We start from the raw sequence: 20,118 nt of genomic DNA, 5'->3' as shown, positions 1-20,118 counted from the left end.
CAGTCAGTCCACGAACCGGTGACTGCCGTCGCAGTGCGGCATTCTGTCGCTGCGCTTGCACTGACAGAGCGCGACCCGCCGATCGGCCTCCAACGTGAGGCGCATCGGCTCGAACTCCGTGCCGCGGTGGGAGCCGTCGCAGAACGGCTGGTTCTCCGACCGGCCACACCGGCACCACCAGTAGGTGCCGGCTTCCAGTTCGATCTTGGCGGGGACTCGGGCCGCGATTCGGGCTTCGGTCATTCCTGATCCTCCCTTTCCACGTTGGACGAACGTGCTACTCGCCAGCGACGGCGGCGAGCGCCGCCAGCCGGGCGGCCTCGAACTCGTCGCCGGGGTTCCAGGCCGGAAGTTCGGGGTTCTCGGAGATGGCGCGGGCGCAGGCCAGGCCGAGTTCGACGTCGTCGACCATCCCGTCGAAGTTCCAGCCCCCGCCGTCTTCGGTCGGCGGCTGGTACTCATCCGACACCTGGTGGTAGATGTTCGCCGTCCAGGCGTCGAGTTGCTCCTTGCCCCAACCCGCCGGCCGGTCGATGAAGTCGGTGCCGTTGTCGAGGTAGATCGCCGGCACGCCGATGCGGGCGAAGTTCAACTGGTCCGACCGGTAGAAGTAGCCGCGGTCCGGGAACTGGTCGGGCAGCACCGTGCGGCTCTGCTCGGCGGCCGCCGATTCGACGACGGCGTCCAGGCTCGACTTGCCGTAGCCGATGTAGGTCACGTCACGGGTCGAGCCCCACTGGTTGCCGCCGTCGTAGTTGATGTTCGCGGCCATCTTGCCGGGCGGCACGGTGGGGTGAGCCGCGTAGTACTCGGAGCCGAGCAGTCCCTGCTCCTCGGCGCCGACGAGGAGGAACAGCATGGAGCGACTGGGTCCAGGCCTCTGGGCCGCCAGCTCGCCCGCGATCGCCAGCACCTGGGCGACGCCGGCCGCGTTGTCCAGGGCACCGTTGTAGATGCGGTCTTCCAGACTCTCGTCCGGCGAAACCCCGAGGTGGTCGTGATGGGCAGTGAAGACGATCCACTCGTCGGCCAGCTCCGGATCGCTGCCCGGCAGGGCGCCGAGCACGTTGGCGGTCTGCTCGCGCGTCACGGTGTTCGTGAGCGACAGACTGGTCGACACGCCGAGCGGCATCGGCGCGAAGTCCGCGCTGCGGGCCGACTCGAGGGTCGCGTCGTAGTCGACGCCGGCGAACTCGAACAGGCGCCGGGACGCCTCCTCGGTCAGCCAGGCGTTGATCTGCGTGCGCGGCTCGCCCTCGTCCGGCAACTCGAACTGAGGCCCGGTCCAGGACGTCTGCACCACCTGGAACGGATACCCGGCCGAGGGTGTGGTGTGAATGATGATCGCGCCCGCCGCGCCCTGGGCCGCGGCGCTCTCGTACTTGTAGGTCCAGCGGCCGTAGTAGAGGCGGCGGTCGCCTTCGAACAGGTCCGGGTCCCAGTCCGGGTCGTTGTTCAGCATGACGAGCACCTTGCCGGCGAGGTCCGCGTCGCTGTAGTCGTCCCAACCGTACTCCGGCGCCTGGATGCCGTAACCGACGAAGACCAGTTCGGCGTCCTCGATCGCGGCCTGCTCCGACTGCACGCCGCTGTGGGCGATGAACTCGTCCCAGAAGGCGAACTCGACGCTGCCCCCGCCGCTCGACTCGAAGGACCAGGTCTCGGGCACCGTGGCGTCGATGCCAACGATGTCGAAAGCCTGCTCCCAGCTACCGTCCGCGGCCGCCGGTTCGATCCCCATGTCCGCCATCACTTCGGCGATGTACTGGCGCGCCATCACGTCGCCCGCGGTGCCGGGACCGCGGCCCTCCATCGCGTCGTCGGAGAGGTCGGCGATCCAGGTGGCGAGCTGGGTCGCGGTATCGGGAGCCGGCTGTCCGCAGGCGGCGAGGAGGAAGAGAACGAGCGAGAACGCAAGCGCGGTAGTTCGGGTGGTCATGGACAGATCGTAGCGCGGCGCGAATCGGGCTCGCCGCTTCGCGCTGATGCCGGCCAGGAGGCCGGCGCACCCAGTGTCTAGGCGCACCCAGTGTTTGGCCGACTGATAGATTCCTGGCTATACGAATGCCCGCGAGAACCCTGAGCCGGCCGGCCGCGGTGTCCGAAAGCGAGCGGACACTGGACCGTTATCTGGACGGCCTGCTGGTGGAGCGGGGCCTGTCCCAGCACACGGTGGACGCCTACCGGCGCGATCTGCGGCGGCTGGCCGGCAATCTGGAGGACGCGGACGGCGATCTGCTGACCGCAACCACGGGCGAACTCGGCGGGCATCTGCGGCGGCTGCGCCTCGACGGACTGTCACCGCGATCGGTCAGTCGCGCCCTGGTCTCCATGCGCCGGTTCTACGCCTTCCTCGTCAACGAGGGCGATCGCGACGACAACCCGGCGGTCAACCTCTACCCGCCGCGGCTACCGCGACGGCTGCCGAAGGTGCTGCGCGAAGCACAGGTCGAGGCCCTGCTTCGCGCTCCGGACACCAGCCAGCCTCCCGGCGTGCGGGACCGCGCGATGATCGAACTGCTCTACGCCACGGGGCTCCGCGTCAGCGAGATGGTCGGTCTTACACGCCGACAGCTCCAGCTCGACGCGGGCTTTCTGATCGCGTTCGGCAAGGGGGCGAAGGAGCGGGTGGTACCCGTGGGCGAATCGGCCGAAACGTGGCTCAACCGCTACCTGAGGGAGGTGCGGCCGGTGATGGCGAAGGGCCGCCACGACGTGGTGTTCGTCAGCTACCGGGGCGGCGGCTTGACCCGGCAGGGATTCTGGAAGCTGCTCAGGAACTACGGCCTCGGCGCCGGCATCCCCGATCTGTCCCCCCACGTGCTACGCCACAGCTTCGCCACCCACCTCCTCGAGCACGGTGCCGACCTGCGCGCGGTTCAGGCAATGCTCGGCCACGCGAACATCACGACGACCCAGATCTACACCCACATCCACGAGCACCGGCTGCGGACGTTGTATGACCGATTCCATCCGCGGGCGCGGTGACTACAGGCCGAGGTAGCCGTAGACGCGACCGATGAAGGTCACTGTCTCGCGATAGGGCGGCACCCCGTCGTGAGCGTCGACGGCGCCCTCGCCGGCGTTGTAGCCAGCCAGCACGCGGGGCAGGTCGTCCTCGAAGCGGCGGCGCAACCAGGTCAGGTAGCGGGCTGCCGCGAGCACGTTGCGGGCCGGGTCGTAGAGCTCGCGCGCCGCGACGCCGAAGCGCTCGGCGGTGGCCGGCATCAGTTGGAGCAGGCCGCGGGCCCCCTTCGACGACACGGCGCCGGGATCGTAGGCGGACTCCGCGCGCGCGAGCGCAGCCAGCAGATCGGGGTTCAGTTCGTGCTCGCGGCCGATCCGGAGGAAGAGCTCGCCGTAGGGAACGGCCGGCGCCGTCTGGCCGGGCCGGTAGTCGAGCGAGAAGCCAGCCTCGGGCTGCGCTTCGGGAGTCGGCTCATCGGTGATCTCGTCGTCGACGATGCGCTCGATCCGCAAGAGCGGCAGGGTGACCGAAGAGCCGTTCTCCAGGATCAGCCGAATACGCTCCGCCTCCACGGAGCCACGCTCCGCCAGGAGCTCCCAGGCAGTCACCTTGTAGCGATAGCCGTTGGTCAGCACAGCGAGTTCGGCACCGGCCGACGACGCGGCGACCAGCAGGATCGTGGTCGCCGTGGTGACCCGCGAAGCGCGCCTCAAGCCCGGCTTCTCCGCCCTCAGCCGCCGGCCGCCCGCAGCAGTTCGTGGTCAACGGGCTTCGCGACGGTCGCCGCCTGCGGCTGGTAGCGCATCACGACCAGGGTGAGGTCGTCGTCCGCGCCGACTCCTTCGGTGTACCGGTGGATCTCATCGAGGATTCGGTCGCGCACCTCTCTGGCGCTGTCCGCCGAACCCTTGAGGGACTCCATCGTCCGCTCGTAACCGAACACTTCTCCATCGGCGGCAGCCGCCTCGATGAAACCGTCCGACAGCCAGACCATGACGTCGCCGGGCTCGAGCTCGAACCGCCGAAAGCCGTAGTCCTCGCCGAGGGCGCCAAGTGGAGACCCGGAAAGCAGGATCTCCTCGATCTCGCCATCCCGTAACAGGTAGGCGGGAGGATGGCCGGCGTTCGTCATCTCGACGACTCCGCTCGAGAGGTCGATCAGGGAGAGACTCGCGGTCACGAAGACGCGGTCGCTTTCCTTCCGCACCAGGCTGTCCAGGGCAGGAAGAAGTTGCCGCGCCGGCTTGCCCTCCTCCACCAGGGTCAGGAGCCCCGCCTTGAGCATCGCCATGCGCAGGCCGGCCGAAAGGCCGTGCCCGGCGACGTCCGCGATGACCACGCCCAGGCGTCCGCTGTCGCCCTCGCGCTCGGCCGGAAGCTCGAGGATGTCGAAGTAGTCGCCACCGATCGCGGCCGACGGCTCGAAGAAGGTGGCGAACTCGACTCCTTCCACCTGAAGGCCCTGGCCCGGGATCAGGTTCTTCTGGACTTCCCGGGCGAACTCGAGCTCCTGCTCCAGCGCCCGCCGGGCCGTGCGCTCGGCGATCAGGCGCTCCAGACCGCCGGCCATCTCGTTGAACGATCGCTGCAGCGCACCGATCTGGTCCTTGCGCCGAACCGGGATGCGGGCCGAGAAGTCGCCCGCCTGCACGGCCCCGGTCGCCGCGCTCAGCCGGTTCACCGCGCGGCTCAGCCCCAGGATCATGAACAGGGCCATGACCATCGCCGCGACGAATACGTCGAGGAGCAGGAAGGTGGGAATAATGAAGGCGATCCAGCCCAGGGTGTCCACCTGGCCCGACGACGAGAACAGATGCCGAAAGACGATCCGCTGCGTCGCCGCGAGCGATGCCGAGACCGGCGGCGAGACCGCCTCGCCACTGGCGAAGGCGTGGAGCGGCCCCAGCATTTCGACGCCCAGGATGCTGAACGGGGAGCTGGCGCCGAGCGACTCGAAGAACGCCTCGCGCTCCGCTCCGCCCTGGGTTCGCGCCAGCGGCTGCAGCACCCACTCCGTGCCGAAGACCTGGACCGTCCATCCGGCGCCATTGGTCTCGCCCTGCCGCCGGAGCCGCGTCCAGACGTCGCTGCGGCGGCTCAGTTCCCGCTCCAGCAGGCCCACGGCGACGGGGTCGTAGAACGCCACAACCGCCGAGCTTCCGCGGCGAAAGGCCGCGGCCTGGGTCGCCGAACCGTCGGGAAGCGCGACCAACGGCGGCACGCGGCTTCGCCGCCGCTGACCGTCGACCTCGCCGTCCGTCTCCAGCCACGCGGGGAAGCCGCCGGGCGCCCTCGAATCTCCACCCGCGCGGACGCCGTCCCGGTAGTACGCCAGTGCTGCCCCTCCCAACTCCGTCGGCAGACCGGAGGGGTCGAGCAGCCCCATTTCGAGCGGCTGAATGAGGAACGCCGAAACCGCTTCGAGTTCCTCCTGAAGACCGATGGCGGCATCCCGGTAGAGGTGGCCGAGGAAGAACCCGGACAGGAGGTAGGCGGCGACGATCACCAGCACCAGGCTGAGCAGGAAGGGCAGCAGACCGAAGAGCACGTAGCTGAAGGCCAGGCGGCGTCCGACCCGCCACAGCAGCCGGCGTTGCACCCAAACGACGCCGGCCCACAGGATGACGACGGCGGACATGCTGCCGACGAGCCAGGCCAGCACGTTTACGGCCAGGGGCGAATCCAGCCTCAACGCGACGATGGACAGCGCCAGCGCCAGGACACACGTCAACAGCCCGGCGGCTCGCCGCCAGCGCCTGGTTCGGCCGGGTTTTTTCTCGCGACTGGGCACTGAATCTCTCGCCGACGCGCGGGGCAGCGTCATGGTACTATCTGCCGCCAACCCCCCCTCGCGGACGGAGCCCTGATCGCCCGCGGATCTGGCGGCGGGGTAGGGTTCCGCCTCGGAAGCCGATCAAGAGCGCCTCGCGTCGACATCGCAAGAGACGAACATGACCCTCCCGATCGCAGGGCAGACGGCTGCTGGCAAAGCCGCCGAAGCAACCGTCTCCGATGTCGTCATTCGTTTCGCCGGCGATTCCGGCGACGGTATGCAGCTCACGGGCACGCAGTTCACGAACACGTCGGCGCTGATCGGCAACGACCTCTCGACGCTGCCCGACTTCCCGGCCGAGATCCGGGCGCCGGCGGGAACGCTGCCGGGGGTATCCGCCTTCCAGGTCCGCATCGCCGATCACGACATCCACACGCCCGGCGACGCACCGGACGTGCTGGTGGCGATGAACCCGGCCGCACTGAAGGCGAACCTGCGCGACCTGCGCGACAACGGCGTGATCATCGTGAACACGGACGAGTTCACGCCGCGCAACCTGAAACGCGCCGGCTACGAGTCGAATCCGCTCGAGGACGACAGCCTGAACGCGTTCCGGCTGTACCAGGTCGCCCTGACGACGATGACCCGGCGCGCCCTGGAGGAGAGTCCGCTCGACGTCCGCTCGAAGGACCGCTGTAAGAACTTCCTGGCACTGGGGATGGTCTACTGGCTGTTCAGCCGGCCCCTCGAGTCGACGATCGACTGGCTGCGGGTCAAGTTCAAGCGACGCCCCGAGATCGCCGAGGCGAACGTCAAGGTGATGAAGGCGGGCTGGAACTTCTGCGACATCACCGACGCCTTCCAGGTGCGGTACGACGTGGAGCCGGCCCAGCTGGAGCCCGGGATCTACCGCAGCATCCACGGCAACTCGGCGCTCGCCATCGGCCTGGTCGCCGCGAGCCGCCGCAGCGGGTTGCCCCTGTTTCTCGGGGCCTACCCGATCACCCCCGCCAGCGACGTGCTCCACGAACTGGCCACCTACAAGCACTTCGGCGTCACCACCTACCAGGCGGAGGACGAGATCGCCGCGGTCTGCGCCGCCATCGGCGCCTCGTTCGGCGGCAGCCTGGGCGTCAGTTGTTCGAGCGGTCCCGGGATCGCCCTCAAGGCGGAGGGGATCAACCTGGCGGTCATGGTCGAGCTGCCGCTCCTCATCTGCGACATCCAGCGCGGCGGACCGTCGACCGGCCTGCCCACGAAGACCGAGCAGGCGGATCTGCTGCAGGTGATGTTCGGACGCAACAACGAGTCGCCGGTACCGGTGATCGCCGCGTCCTCGCCCGCCAACTGTTTCGACACCGCGCTCGAGGCGGTTCGGATGGCGACGACCTACATGACGCCCGTCATCCTCCTCTCCGACGGCTACATCGCGAACGGTGCCGAACCGTGGCGCATCCCCCAGGTCGAGGAGCTGCCCGATCTCCGGATCGACTTCCACCAGAACGCCGAAGGCTTCATGCCCTACATGCGTGACGAGCGGACCCTCGCCCGGCCGTGGGCCATCCCCGGCACGCCCGGCCTCGAGCACCGCATCGGCGGACTCGAGAAGGAGGACGTAACCGGCAACGTGAACTACGAGCCGGAGAACCACGACCACATGGTGCGCCTGCGCGCCGAGAAGGTGGCCCGGATCGTGAACGACATCCCCGACATCGAGGTGGACGGGCCGGCGAGCGGCAAGCTACTCGTGCTCGGCTGGGGCAGCACCCTGGGCGCGATCACGGGCGCCGTGAACCAGGCCCGGGCCGATGGCCTCACGGTCAGCCGAGCCCACCTGTGGCACATCAACCCCTTCCCCCGCAACCTGGGCGATGTGCTCGACCGCTTCGAGCGCGTCTTGGTGCCGGAGATGAACCTCGGCCAGCTGGCCCTGCTGCTGCGGGCCCGCTACCTGAAGGACATCGAGACCTACTCCAAGGTCGAGGGCAAACCCTTCACCCGGGACGAGATCCTCCATCGAATCGAGGACATGGCCGGAGGACCGAGCTAGAGATGCCTACCACCGAAGCCCCGGCGCTGACCAGGAAGGACTTCCAGAGCGACCAGGAGGTCCGCTGGTGTCCAGGCTGCGGCGACTACGCCATTCTCGCCGCCGTCCAGCAGGTGTTCCCGGATCTGGGGATCCCACGCGAGAAGTTCGTCATCGTGTCCGGGATCGGCTGCTCCAGCCGCTTCCCGTACTACATGAACACGTACGGCTTCCACTCGATCCACGGCCGCGCCCCGGCCGTCGCCACGGGACTGAAGATGACCCGTCCGGACCTCGACGTCTGGGTGGTGACCGGAGACGGCGACGCCCTCTCGATCGGCGGCAACCACCTGATCCACACCCTGCGCCGGAACGTGAACATCAAGATCCTGCTGTTCAACAACCGGGTTTACGGCCTGACCAAGGGCCAGTACTCGCCGACCAGCGAACTCGGCAAGCGCACGAAATCGACGCCTCACGGCTCGGTCGACTTCCCCTTCAACCCGTTGAACGTCGCGATCGGCAGCGGCGCCACCTTCGTCGCACGCAGCGTGGACGTCTTCATCCCGCATCTCAAGGCCGTGCTGAAGCGGGCGGCCGCGCACAAGGGCTCCGCCTTCGTCGAGGTGATGCAGAACTGCAACATCTACAACGACAAGGCGTTCGCCGCCCTGACCGACAAGACGGGCAGGCAGCAGAACGGCCTCTACCTGGAGCACGGCAAACCTCTCGTCTTCGGCGACAACAAGGACAAGGGCCTGCGCTTCACCGGCACCGACTTCGAGGTCGTCCAGCTCGGCAACGGCACGACCGCGGACGATTGTCTGGTCTGGGACGAAAAGCACGACAACCCGTCCCTCGCGTTCCAGATGGCCAGCCTCTCGACCGGCGACGGCCTGGGCGACTACCCGGTGCCCCTCGGCGTGCTGCGCGCCATCGATGCGCCGACCTACGACGCCGGCGTCATCGACCAGATCGACCAGATCTCCACGACGCGGCCGCAGACGCTCGACCAGTTGATCCACGGCACGGACACCTGGACCGTGGACGCGGGCGGCACCGTCCACCGCGGCGCAAACTGACCATCCTCAGGCCGCTCACCGCACTGCTACTGCTGGCAGGCCCCGCGCTGGGCCAGCAGGAAGACCTGCCAGCGGTCTTCTCGGAGGTGATCGACGTCCGGGTCGTGAACGTCGAAGTCGTCGTCACCGACGGACAGGGCAACCGCGTCCACGGTCTGGAGGCCTCGGACTTCGAACTCCTCGTCGACGGCGAACCGACTCCGATCGACTACTTCACGGAGATCGAGGAGGGCCTCGCCCTGGACTCGACGGACGGCGACGTAGCCGGAGTGCCGGGCCTTGGCCCCAACGCGCCGGTCGGCACGAACTTCCTGATCTTCATCGACGACCTCTTCTCCATCGAACGCGACCGCAACAGGGTCCTCGACCGCTTGGAACAAGACCTTGGCGAACTCGGTCCGACGGACCGCGTGGCCGCCGTCGCGTTCGACGGACGCAGCGTGGAGACCCTGACGAACTGGACGAACTCGGCGAGCCAGTTGAAGGAGGCGCTCGACCGGGCGCGCGGACGGCCCGCCGAGGGCCTGGCGCGGAGAAGCGAACTGGGGATCGTCGACAGCGACCGGGAATCGGTAGACCAGTTCGAGAGGAGCCTGACGATCCCGCGCGACGTGAGTTCGCTTGCGTCCAACGCGGAAGTCTCCTACGGAGAAACCCTGAGCGACCAGATGGAGCGCTCCGTGCTGGCGGCGGTTGCAACCATGCCCCAATTCGCCGACCAGCCCGGCCGCAAGGTGATGCTGCTGCTCGCCGGCGGATGGCCTAGATCCGTGGCGATCTACGCGCAGCAATCGCTGTCCCGCGACCGTGCGCCGACCGATCGCCGGGTGATGAGCGAGGACAGGCTCTACGGCCCCCTGGTGTCGACCGCGAACCTGATCGGCTTCTCACTCTATCCAGTGGACCTGCCGGGCCCCGCGAGGGACTTCAGGGGCGACGCGTCGACAGGTTTGGGCCCTGACCCCCGGGACGGCGACGTTCGCGCGACACCGGGTTCGCTGGAAAGGGAAGACAGCCTCCACAGCACACTGCACCTGCTAGCTCGCTCGACGGGAGGCGTGCCGATGATCAACGCCGAGCGGGACGCGGCGCTGGCCGCGGCGGTCGCGGACACACGCTCCTACTACTGGCTCGGCTTCGAACCGCAACGGCGCGACGACGAGGCATTCCACGAGATCGTGGTGCGGCCGGTCAGCCGAACAGACCTTACGGTCCGCACGCGCGAGGGCTACGTGGACCGGTCCCGCGACCGCGAGATCGAGATGGCGGTTGAAGCCGCGCTGATGTTCGGTGATCCACCGGGCGCCACACCCCTCGACGTACGGATCGGTGAACCGGTTCGGGCAGCGCGCCGCAGGATGTCGGTGCCCCTTGAAGTGGCGATTCCTCTCGACGAAATCCAACTTCTTCCGGTGGCCGGCGTGTGGCAGAACGAGCTGGAGGTGCGCGTGACGGCCATGGATCAGGAAGGCAACCGAGCCGACGTGTCGGTCGACAAGGTTCCGATCGCCGGACCGAGCGAACCGCAACCCGGCCAAGTCTTCTACTACCAGACCGACCTGCAACTCCGCCGGCGCGAGCACACCTATGTGGTCGCCGTGTACGACCCCCTGACGGGAACGAGCCTGACCGCGACCGGGGAGATCAGTCCGAACTAGGCTCCCCCTGGTGACGAGAAGCGAACGGCCACCGGCCATGCAACGGCGCCACCGACTCTTGAGGATCTCCCGGATTCTCGCGGTGACCATGCTGCTTGCCGCCGCCGCGTCGGGCCAGCAGCAAGACCTGCCGGAGGTGTTCTCGGAGGTCGTCGACGTCCGGGTCGTGAACATCGAGGTCGTCGTCACGGACAGGAAGGGGAACCGCGTCCACAGCCTGCAGGCCTCGGAGTTCGAACTCCTGGTGGATGGCGAGCCGACGCCGATCGACTACTTCACGGAGATCAGGGACGGCTTCGCTCTGGAACCGGGCGAAGGAGACGTGGCCGCCGTGCCGAGTCTGGACCCGGACACGCCCGTCGCCACCAACTTCCTGATCTACGTCGACGACTTCTTCTCCATCGAACGCGACCGGAACCGGGTGCTCGACCGCCTGGAAGAGGACCTTGGGGAGCTCGGTCCGGCGGACCGGGTGGCCGCCGTCGCGTTCGACGGCAGCAGCGTGGAGACCCTCACCGCCTGGACGAACTCGCCGGGCCAGCTAGGGGAAGCGCTCGACCGGGCGCGCGGGCGGCCTGCCCACGGCCTGGAGCGCCGAAGCGAACTGCGGATGGTCGACAGCGACCGCAATTCCGTAGAGCAGTTCGAGAGGAGCCTGACGATCTCACGCGGCTTGAGTTCACTCGCGTCCAGGGCGGAGATCTACTACCAGGAGAAGCTGGCCGAACAGTTGGAGCGCTCGGTGCTGGCGGCCGTGGCCACGATGCGCCGATTCGCCAACCAGCGCGGCCGCAAGGTGATGCTGCTGCTCGCCGGCGGCTGGCCAAGATCGGTCAAGGTCTACGCGCTCGGGCGACCGCCCGTAGATGACACCGAAGCGATCGACTCCAGGGTGGCGAGTGAGGACGAACTGTACGGCCCCCTCGTTTCGACAGCCAACCTGATCGGCTTCGCGCTCTATCCGGTGGACGTGCCGGCCGCGGCAGCGGGACGGAGAAACCCACTGAAAGGCAGGGAACGCCAGTACCAACTGCGGAGCACCCTACAGCAACTGGCGGCCCGGACCGGTGGCGTGCCGATGCTCGCCGCGCAGCGGGACACGGCGCTGTCCCGAGTCGTCGAAGACACCCGCTCGTACTACTGGCTCGGCTTCGAGCCGCAACGGCACGAGGACGACGCCTTCCACGAGATCGTCGTACGGGCGGTCGGCCGCTCGGACCTCGAAGTGCGGACGCGCGAGGGCTACGTGGACATGTCGCGCGACCGGGAGATCGCCATGACCGCCGAAGGCGCTCTGCTGTTCGGCGATCTGCCCGACGCGTTGCCGCTCGACGTGCGGCTCGGGGCGCCGGTTCGTGTTGGGCGCGGCAGGATTTCGGTCCCCATGGAAGTGACCATCCCACTCGACGAAATGGAGTTCCTTCCCGCGGGCGACCAGTCACAGAGCGTGCTGGAAGTGAGGGTCGCGGTGATGGACGAAAGCGGCAACCGGGCGGAGGTGTCGCTCGAGAGGGTCCCGGTCGTCGGCCCGGAGCAACCGCAGCCGGGCCAGATCTTCTACTACGAGACGGACCTGCAGTTGCGCCGCCGGGAACACACGGTCCTGGTCACGGTGCGCGACCCCTTGACGGGAACCACCCTGTCGGCGAGCAGGGAGATCAGTCCAAGGTAGGACGCGGCGCTAGGCGACCTTCTCAGCCGAGTTTCCGGCTCAACGCCTCCATCACCAGCGGCGGCACGACGCCTGTCAGGTCGCCCTCCAGGCTGCCAACTTCCTTCGTCAGCCGGCTGGAGAGGAAGATCCACTCCGGCGCGGGGAGGAGGAAGATCGTGTCGATGCCGGGCGCCAGGCGGCGGTTCATCAGGGTCATCGGCAGTTCGTAGTCGAAGTCCGCGCCGGAACGGAGGCCGCGGACGACCGCGGTCGCGTTCTTTTCCCGCGCGTAGTCGACGAGCAGACCGCTGAAGCTCTCGACGCGGCAATCGTCCGATCCGGCGAGGAGCACCTGCAGGAAGCCGATGCGTTCCTTGACGGAGAACAGGGCCTGCTTCTGCTCGTTGTAGAGCACGGCGATGTAGAGCACGTCGAACAGCCGCCTCGCGCGCTCGATCAGGTCGAGGTGGCCGTTGTGCACGGGGTCGAAGGAACCCGGAAAGACGCCGATCCGCTGGCTCATTCTCCGCTCCCTAGCTGATCCGAGAGATCGATCGTCGTCACGTTGTGGGCGGCATCGGTCAGGCGCAGCAGCAACAGCCGGGCGCCCTCGGAGGCGTCGATCGAGAGGGTCTCGCGCTGGCTGTCGAGCAAACCGTCCTCGACGCTGGCGGCGCGCCATTCGCCCGCGTCGACACTGACCAGCGCCTCGCGCAGCGGGCTCCAGGCGTCCTCGACCACCGCGCTCACCCGACCACCGTCACGGGAAGCCTCCACGAGGCGCGCCGGGCTGTGATCGACCACCACCGCGGCCGATACCCGCTCCGCCTCGAGTGCCTCCCCGACCGTGTTGTCGAGCCGGTCGCTGGCTTCCACGCGGAAGCGATAGAGGCCGTCCGGCAGCACCGTGGCATCGAAGCTGAAGAAGGTCGCCTTCAGGTCGTCCGCCACTTCGAGCCACAGCCCGTCCGCGTCGCCCGCCCCGTCGGCGGCTGCCGCCAGCGCCGCCTCGCGGGCAAACGAGAGCCGGTAGCGCAGTCGGTCCTTGTTCGGATCCTCGGCCTCCCAGCGAAGGGTCCGATAGCCGAGCTTCCACAGGCTCTTCGTCGCGCCCTGCTGCGTCTGCGCCGGGTCGCCGACGGTGGTGAAGATGCGGTCCCGGTTCGGGTGTGCCGGCTCGTACGCCTGGTTCGAGGGATTGAAGTTCGTCGGTACCAGGATCGTGCCCGCCGGCAGCACGTCGAGCTTCTTGATCTCCGGCTTGCGGTTGTGCTGCCGGTAGGTGACTTCGACGGCCACGATCTCGGGAGTGCGGTCGCCGGCGCCGCGGAGTTCGGCGCGCCACTGGAGGTAGCGGCCAGGCGGCAGGTCCGAGAGTGCCGCCTCCCGCGCAACGGTCGCCTCGGTCCAGTCCGACCAGGTCTCGTCCGGGTCCGAACTCATCCCGCTGCGCGCGGACAGCGCGACCTCGACGCCGTCGCCCGCCCGGCCGCGCCAGCGGATCGAACCGAAGCTCGCGACGGATGACGCGTCGAGCGGCTTGGCCGTCACCGTCCCCTGCCGGGCCAGACCGCCGCTACCGCCGCCGACGAAGCCGTACACGGCCGCCGCGTTGACGCTCGCGAAGACGGGTCCCTCCGTACCGGCGGCCAGGCCGACGATCTGGCTCTGGTCAACGTCCTTCTCGAGGACCATCTGCTCGTTCTGGAAGCTGAACAGCTTGCCCTCCTGACCGGTGGCGACCCAAAGCCGGCCCTGCTGGTGGCTCAGGGCGTACACCGTCTCCATCTCGAACTTCCAGATCGAGTCGACCGCCCCGGTCGCGTCGATCCGGAGCACTTCGGAACGCGGGCCCTTGAACGATGCGGAACGGCTCCCCGCCGAGATGGCGCCGGTCTGGACCGTGACTTCGTTCTGCTGACCGTTCGAACTCGAGGAGCTGGTGCCGGTCGCTGCGGCGGTCCCGGCCGATCGGTTTCCCGACGAACTGCCGCTCGACGAACCGCGCGCGCTGCTGAGGTCGACGAAGCTCGCCTCGGACGCCAGCGCGGCGGCATAGAACGCGCCGTCGTCGGCCGGCACGATCGCCAGTACCTCGGGCCCGGCGGCATCGTAGAGCGTGCGAGCCCGGCCCTCCGCGTCGATCTCAAGCAGCAGCCCCTCGCCCGCCGTACCGGCGAGAACCGTGCCGTCTGGGCGCAGCGCGAGCGAGCGGATGTGGACGTCCGTACTGTCGTAGAGCAGCTTCGACTCGCCGCTTCCAAGGTCCACCCGATGGAGCTTGCCCTCCGGACCGGTCGCCACCAGCAGGCCGCCGTCGCCCGTGCCGAGGAGCGCCCAGATGTACTTCGCCTCAGGGTCGAACAGCTCTTCGACTTCGCCCTCCGGCCGCTTCCGGTAGACCTTGCCGTCCGGCGACGAGCCGGCGTAGACGACGCCTTCGCCGTCAACCCAGACCGCGAACACTTCGGGTTCCTCCGTGGCGAAGAGCTCGGTGACCGTGCCGGCATCCCCGTCGATCTCGACTGCGAGCACCTTGCCCGAGTTGCCGGTGCCCACCGCAAACCGGCCCTCCGCTCCGACGAAGGAGAACAGGAAGGGCTCCGCCACGGTGGCGAGCTGCTCGGCCCGCTGGGCCAGACGCAGCACCCCAAGCCGGTCGACGCTCACGTCGACGAGTTCGCCCGCCAGGAACGCGGCCTGGCTGTCGGCGCGCCAGATCTGGACTTCCGAAGCGACGGTAACGGCGCCGCCTGAGAGCAGCATCAGGGTCGCGGCCGCGAACGCCGCTGCCGCCCGCGCGCGATCCCTCAACGCGCGGTACCGGGCAGGATCTCGAGGTCGAGCCGGAACAGGCCGTCGAGCGGGATGCCTGTATCGCGTCCCTCTTCGCTCACGATCGCCAGGTTCAGCGCCCGCGGTTCTCCCTGTAGAGGGGATGCCTGCCAGATCGAGCGCACCGTGGCCGGAAGCTGTGGCATCGGCCGCCCCTCGACGATCAGCCCCCGGGCCGGTACGACGCCGAGCGCCGCGAGCCGGCTCTTGGGCTGGAACGAGCGCAGCATGTCGAGTTCTTCCGTCAACGACGAAGCCTTGGCCGGTTGAAGCTGCAACCGCGCCGCGTCGATGCTCACGCCGTCGCCGGCGAACAGGTAGTAGCGGCCCGGCCGACGGTCCTCCGGGATCGTCACCTGCAGGATTTCCTGGTAACGGTCGCCCCGATGCCGGCGAAGATCGAACACGACGTTCACGGTGTCGCCCGCGTGAACCCTCCTCGAAGAGGCCTGGGCGCGCTCGATCTCGACCGTGCGCACGCCGTGCGTCTGGCTCAGTGTGAGATCGATGCCCTCGATCTCGACGTCTTCGTAGTCCGAGTTGACCAGCGCCCCGATCAGGGCAACGAGATAGAAGGCGGCGCTCGTGCCGGGGCCCGAACCGTCGAACGTCTGGTGGAGCGGCACATTCTCGTGCCCTCGCAGGCGCAGCGTGCCGGTCATGTCCAGGCCGCTTTCGCCGGCGCCGTACGAAGCGGAATCCAGAGCCTGCATCGTCGGAATGCCCACCAGCGAAGGCAACATCCTGGGCAGGTCCGCCAACCGGAGATCGAAGCGGCGGGCGTTACCGTCCGGGGCCTCGACCTGGATCGTCATCGGAATCGTGCGCGCCTCGGCGCCGAGGCGCCCTCTCAGGCCGGCGAAGCGATCCTGGTCGAAGGCGCCGACCACCGAACCGATGTTGCTGAGCCGCATCGAACTGTTCACCCGCGGCACGACTCCGACCACCTCGACGGTCGCCATCGGCACGCGCAGCGGCCCCACGCCGAGGTACGGGTGCCCCATGGCCAGAACTTCGCCGTCCTCGACCCGGGTCACCGTACCGCCCACGGTCACCTTCAGGTCGCCATCGATCAGAACGCCCGCGACCGCGCTGCCGGCGTGAAGATCCGGCATCTCTACGGTGTCGGCCCGTCCCGCCGGGGCGGCGGCGAGCATCCGCCGCACCGGTTCGCCGAAGCCCAGCGTGGCGATCTGGGCGCCCCCGCGACCTCCCCAATCCGCCGGCGCGACGAGCGCGCCGAGCTGATCCGCGACCGTCTCGCGAAGCGCCGCGGCAACGTCGGCGGGCGGCTCGAGCATCTGCCGCACCGCCTGATCGAACGTCCCCGGCGCACCGGGCGCGGTGAGTCCCACCGATTCCCCGGCAGCTTCTCCGGCTTCCAGTTCGCTCAACTCCCGCATCGCGGCGATCGGCGTGATCAGGGCCAGCGCCTCGCTCGTGAAGGACCAGGAGTACGCAACCGCACCCGCGAGGCGGTCGTCGATGTAGACAGGACTGCCGCTCATCCCGGCAATGACGCCAGATTCCTCCAGCCCATTACCGCTCAAGCGAGCCACGATGTAGCTCGTCCCCGGATCCATGTCGCGGATCACGCCGACGATCTCGACCCCGAAACGGTCCGGTTCGCTACCGGCGAACACGGACAGGCCGTAACCGGTCTGCCCGCGCGCAACCTCATCGACCCCGATCTCGCCACCGTTCAGATCGACCGGCGGAGCGGACTCGGCACGGGCCGCCGCAACCGTTTCCTGCGCCCCAACCGGGACCGCCGACAGCAGGACGCAGGCAGCCAGAAGACCGGGAACGAGAGCGCCGGAACGGGTCACAGTCAGGGTTCGCTTCGGAAGTCGGCAACCAGAGCCGGCAACCGGTGTCAGAGATCGAAGCGCCCGCGGCGCAACACCCGCAAGCCGGCGGAACTCCAAGATACCACGGTGGATGGCGGCCCTCCGGGCGTCGTTTCCCCGCCGACGATGAGGGCGTGCGTGCCCCTGAGAATCACTTCGAGCGCCACCCTCTCGCAGATCGCCGGCTCCCCGCTCCGGTTCGCGCTCGTCGCCGTGAGCGGATGGCCCAGCGCCCGGAGCAGCCCCCGGAGCCGCTCGTGCGCCGGTACCCGCACCGCCAGAGTCCCGCCGCCCGCTGCCGCCGGCACGGACACACCGGGCCGAAGCGGAGCCACCACGGTCAAGGGCGCCGGCCAGTGGACCGCCGCCCTGCCCACCGCCTCGTTCGACTCAACGCCCAATTCAAGCGCCTGCATCAGATCCGCAGCCACCACCGGCAGCGGCTTGCCCCGCTCCCGCTCCTTGATCCGATAGATCGCTTCGACACCCACCGCGGAACGCGGATCCACCGCAAGACCGTAAGACGACTCCGTGGGAACGGCGAGTACGCGACCTTCGGCCAGCGCTCGTTTCACCACCTCCAGCTCGCCGTCCCAAGGCCAGAGCTCAAACATGGGACGCAAGCCGGTGGTCCGAGCCGCCGCCTAGTCGACGGACGCGCCGGCCAGCAGCTCCTCGGCCGCGGAGCGGGCGGTTTCGGTGATCTCCTCGCCGGCGAGCATGCGGGCCACTTCCTCCACGCGGCGTTCGTCGTCGAGGCGACGGACATCGACCCGCGTCCGACCGGCTCGCACTTCCTTTCTGACTTCGAGGTGCCGGTCGCCTCGGCTCGCCACCTGCGGCAGGTGGGTCACGGCCAGGATCTGGCCGCCGCGGGCGAGGCCCTTGAGCTTGCCACCGACGATCGCCGCCTCGGCGCCGCCCAGGCCCGCGTCGACCTCGTCGAAGACGAGCGTCGATCCCGCCGCCGGGCCGCTTCCGCGAACGGCAGTCTGAAGCGCCAGGAACAGGCGCGCCAACTCGCCGCCCGAGGCGACCCTCGACAGCGGACGAAGCTCTTCCCCCGGGTTGGCACTGAAGCGGTAGATCACCTGGTCGAAACCACGACGGCCGAAAGCCACCCGCTCGCCGCCGATCTCCAGCGGGCTATCGGGGTGCGACGCGCAGCCAATCTCGACGTCGAACGCGGCCCGCTCGAGCGCCAGATCCCGGAGGTGCCGTAGGACGTCCCTCCTGAGGGCGGCGCCGAGTTCGCGGCGCGTGCGGGACAGGGTTTTGGCACGCGCGCGATACTCCGCGAGACAGGCGGCGGCCAGCCGCTCTACTTCGTCCCGGCGAACGTCCGCGGTCTCCAGTTCGAGCAGTTCCTCGGCAAGGCGGCGGCCGTGCTCCAGCACGTCGCCACTGCCCCCGCCGTACTTCCGGGTCAGCCGCTCGATCACGCTCAGGCGCTCCTCGACCCGGTCCAGACGCCTGGGATCGGAATCGGAACCGGCCGCCCGGCTGCGCAGTTCGGCCGTCACGTCATTCACCAGCGTGGCCGCTTCGGCCACAGTGTCAGCCCAGTCTCCGGCTTCGGTTTGCCAGCGCGCGATGTCCTGAAGCGCCCTTCGGGCCTGAGCGAGTCGGCTGTCGACGGCCTGTTCGTCCTCGCTGAGCAGGGCGAGCGCCTGGTGCAGGGCGCTCGCGATCGCCTCCGCGTGGCGCAGCACTTCCCGTTCGGCCCGCAGATCTTCGTCCTCGCCGGCCAGCAGATGCGCGGCGTCGATCTCCGAAGTCTGGAACTTCAACAGGTCGATCCGCTCCAGGCGAAGCTGATCGTCACCGCTCAGGCGCTCGAGCCGGTCGGCCGCCTCGCGGTAGGCCTCGTAGGCACTGCCGCAGGACGAGACGAGTGCCGCAACCGGATCGCAGCCCGACCGGTCGAGCCAGGCCCGCTGGAGTTCCGGCGACAGCATGCCGAGTTCGTCGCGCTGCCCGAAGATCCGGATCAGACGCCGGGTCACGGCGGAGAGAAGGCGCAGCGTCACCGGGTGGTCGTTGACGAACACCCGGTTGCGGCCCGCGCGGGTGACCTCGCGGCGGACCAGGAGTTCGTCCCCTTCCGCCGGCACGCCGGCTTCTTCGAGCAGCCGCCGCCAGTCGCTGGCTGAGGGCTCGAAGACGCCGCTGATCACCAGTGTGTCGGCGCCCGTGCGGATCGTGTCCGAACTGGCGCGCCCCCCGGCAAGCAGGGACAGCGAACCCGTGATCAGGGACTTGCCCGCGCCCGTCTCCCCCGTGACCACGTTCAGACCCGGCCCGAACTGAAGCTCCGCCCGCTCGATCACGGCCAGGTTCTGCACGTACAGCGAGCGCAGCACGAAGAGCGGTCCCTTACTCGTCGGGCACGAGTTCGGCAGCGCGCGCGGCCGCCTCGATGATCGCCTTGATCAGCGTCACCCGGAGGCCACCCTCCTCCAGGCGCAGAATGCCGTCGACGGTGCATCCCGCCGGCGTGGTCACTTCGTCCTTGAGCAGAGCGGGGTGACGCTCCGTGTCGATCACCATCTTGCCGGCGCCCAGGCAGCTCTGGGCCGCGAGTTCGATCGCCATCTTGCGCGGAAGCCCCGCCTTCACGCCGCCCTCCGCCAGTGCCTCGATCACGATGTAGAGGAACGCCGGGCCCGAGGCGGAGAGCCCTGTGATCGCGTCCATGTGCTTCTCGTCGGCAACCACGGTGCGCCCGAGCGGCCGAAAGAGCTGCTCCGCCAGCTCCACGTGTTCTGAGGAAGCGAAGCGGCCGGCACACAGAGCGGTCATGCCGGCGGCTACGCGGCTGGGCGTGTTGGGCATCGCGCGCACGACCGGAATCCCTTCGGGCAAACGCCTCTCGATGTAGGCGGTACTCACCGAGGCCAGAATCGAGACCAGTACCTGGTTCGGCCCGAGGACATCGCCGATCTCGGAAAGCACGTGGTCCGCCGTCTGCGGTTTGACCGCCAGGAGAACGGTGTCGCCGAACTCGGCCGCGCGGCGGTTGTCCACCGCGCCCTCGACGCCGAAGCTCTCCGAAACCCGCGCGATGCGCGGCTCGTGGGCGGCGGTCGCGAAGATGGACGCCGGATCGACGACCCCCGTCTCGATCCACCCTCCGATCAATGTCCGGCCCATTTCGCCCGCGCCGATCACCGATACCCGGCGATCACCGCAGGGAGCCGCTTCCTGCCTTGCCTTGCTGGTCACCTTCTGATCTCCCTGGGACGACCTGCGAACTCGCACGCTCGCGG

Annotated in this window: 15 protein-coding genes; 5 read left to right on the top strand and 10 right to left on the bottom strand. The window is 68.7% G+C overall.

Annotation, left to right across the window (positions count from 1 at the left end):
* Nucleotides 1-3 precede the first annotated feature (3 nt).
* Complete coding sequence (locus tag OXG83_13385) at nucleotides 4-243, bottom strand: CDGSH iron-sulfur domain-containing protein (protein ID MCY3966021.1); 240 nt, start codon at nucleotides 241-243, stop codon at nucleotides 4-6.
* Nucleotides 244-277: 34 nt separating this feature from the next.
* Entirely contained in the window at nucleotides 278-1,939 is a 1,662-nt protein-coding gene (locus OXG83_13380) for a M28 family peptidase (GenBank protein ID MCY3966020.1), read from the bottom strand.
* Between the two features lie 125 nt (nucleotides 1,940-2,064).
* Here OXG83_13380 and xerD point away from each other — a divergent pair, with 125 nt between their 5' ends.
* Nucleotides 2,065-2,988, top strand: a complete 924-nt coding sequence (gene xerD / locus OXG83_13375; protein ID MCY3966019.1) for a site-specific tyrosine recombinase XerD — start codon at nucleotides 2,065-2,067, stop codon at nucleotides 2,986-2,988.
* On the opposite strand, the gene OXG83_13370 is transcribed toward xerD, so the two are convergent.
* Both OXG83_13370 and OXG83_13365 read right to left on the bottom strand, forming a co-directional pair.
* The gene (locus OXG83_13370) at nucleotides 2,989-3,681 is read right to left on the bottom strand and encodes a lytic transglycosylase domain-containing protein (protein ID MCY3966018.1); all 693 of its coding nucleotides are present in this window, start codon (nucleotides 3,679-3,681) and stop codon (nucleotides 2,989-2,991) included.
* Between the two features lie 17 nt (nucleotides 3,682-3,698).
* Nucleotides 3,699-5,699, bottom strand: coding sequence for a SpoIIE family protein phosphatase (locus OXG83_13365; GenBank protein MCY3966017.1), 2,001 nt, complete (start codon nucleotides 5,697-5,699; stop codon nucleotides 3,699-3,701).
* Between the two features lie 220 nt (nucleotides 5,700-5,919).
* Between OXG83_13365 and OXG83_13360 the strand changes: the two genes are divergently transcribed.
* From OXG83_13360 to OXG83_13345, 4 genes are all read left to right on the top strand, one after another.
* On the top strand, nucleotides 5,920-7,791 hold the full coding sequence (locus OXG83_13360) for a 2-oxoacid:acceptor oxidoreductase subunit alpha (GenBank protein ID MCY3966016.1): 1,872 nt from the start codon (nucleotides 5,920-5,922) through the stop codon (nucleotides 7,789-7,791).
* A gap of 2 nt (nucleotides 7,792-7,793) precedes the next feature.
* Complete coding sequence (locus OXG83_13355) at nucleotides 7,794-8,852, top strand: 2-oxoacid:ferredoxin oxidoreductase subunit beta (GenBank protein ID MCY3966015.1); 1,059 nt, start codon at nucleotides 7,794-7,796, stop codon at nucleotides 8,850-8,852.
* 86 nt (nucleotides 8,853-8,938) lie between these two features.
* Nucleotides 8,939-10,510 (top strand): VWA domain-containing protein, encoded by a 1,572-nt coding sequence (locus OXG83_13350; GenBank protein MCY3966014.1) that lies wholly within the window; start codon nucleotides 8,939-8,941, stop codon nucleotides 10,508-10,510.
* A 10-nt stretch (nucleotides 10,511-10,520) separates the two neighbouring features.
* The gene (locus OXG83_13345) at nucleotides 10,521-12,182 is read left to right on the top strand and encodes a VWA domain-containing protein (GenBank protein MCY3966013.1); all 1,662 of its coding nucleotides are present in this window, start codon (nucleotides 10,521-10,523) and stop codon (nucleotides 12,180-12,182) included.
* A gap of 22 nt (nucleotides 12,183-12,204) precedes the next feature.
* Here the strand turns inward: OXG83_13345 and coaD are convergent, their stop codons facing one another.
* The 6 genes from coaD to proC form a co-directional block, all read right to left on the bottom strand.
* Nucleotides 12,205-12,687 (bottom strand): pantetheine-phosphate adenylyltransferase, encoded by a 483-nt coding sequence (gene coaD / locus OXG83_13340; GenBank protein MCY3966012.1) that lies wholly within the window; start codon nucleotides 12,685-12,687, stop codon nucleotides 12,205-12,207.
* Nucleotides 12,684-14,978: a hypothetical protein gene (locus tag OXG83_13335; GenBank protein ID MCY3966011.1), complete on the bottom strand. Its 2,295-nt coding sequence runs from the start codon at nucleotides 14,976-14,978 to the stop codon at nucleotides 12,684-12,686. Before OXG83_13335 ends, coaD begins: the two co-directional genes overlap by 4 nt.
* A complete protein-coding gene (locus OXG83_13330; GenBank protein MCY3966010.1) occupies nucleotides 14,975-16,828 on the bottom strand; it encodes a hypothetical protein in 1,854 nt (617 codons plus the stop codon). Before OXG83_13330 ends, OXG83_13335 begins: the two co-directional genes overlap by 4 nt.
* A 47-nt stretch (nucleotides 16,829-16,875) precedes the next feature.
* Nucleotides 16,876-17,427 carry an L-threonylcarbamoyladenylate synthase gene (locus OXG83_13325; GenBank protein ID MCY3966009.1) on the bottom strand — a complete coding sequence of 184 codons (552 nt, stop codon included), beginning with the start codon at nucleotides 17,425-17,427 and terminating at the stop codon, nucleotides 16,876-16,878.
* A 66-nt stretch (nucleotides 17,428-17,493) separates the two neighbouring features.
* Nucleotides 17,494-19,212 (bottom strand): DNA repair protein RecN, encoded by a 1,719-nt coding sequence (recN, locus tag OXG83_13320; protein MCY3966008.1) that lies wholly within the window; start codon nucleotides 19,210-19,212, stop codon nucleotides 17,494-17,496.
* Nucleotides 19,213-19,225: 13 nt separating this feature from the next.
* Nucleotides 19,226-20,074, bottom strand: a complete 849-nt coding sequence (gene proC, locus OXG83_13315; GenBank protein ID MCY3966007.1) for a pyrroline-5-carboxylate reductase — start codon at nucleotides 20,072-20,074, stop codon at nucleotides 19,226-19,228.
* Nucleotides 20,075-20,118 lie beyond the last annotated feature (44 nt).

This window comes from Acidobacteriota bacterium, from assembly GCA_026707545.1.
In the GTDB taxonomy this organism is placed as follows: Bacteria; Acidobacteriota; Thermoanaerobaculia; order Multivoradales; family Multivoraceae; genus Multivorans.
This window is presented reverse-complemented; position numbering and strand designations above follow the sequence as displayed.

Bases quoted from the DNA above. Each gene is read 5' to 3' on its own strand.
- OXG83_13385 (MCY3966021.1), bottom strand. From the start codon at position 243: ATGACCGAAGCCCGAATCGCGGCCCGAGTCCCCGCCAAGATCGAACTG.
- OXG83_13380 (MCY3966020.1), bottom strand. From the start codon at position 1,939: ATGACCACCCGAACTACCGCGCTTGCGTTCTCGCTCGTTCTCTTCCTC.
- xerD (MCY3966019.1), top strand. From the start codon at position 2,065: ATGCCCGCGAGAACCCTGAGCCGGCCGGCCGCGGTGTCCGAAAGCGAG.
- OXG83_13360 (MCY3966016.1), top strand. From the start codon at position 5,920: ATGACCCTCCCGATCGCAGGGCAGACGGCTGCTGGCAAAGCCGCCGAA.
- OXG83_13355 (MCY3966015.1), top strand. From the start codon at position 7,794: ATGCCTACCACCGAAGCCCCGGCGCTGACCAGGAAGGACTTCCAGAGC.
- coaD (MCY3966012.1), bottom strand. From the start codon at position 12,687: ATGAGCCAGCGGATCGGCGTCTTTCCGGGTTCCTTCGACCCCGTGCAC.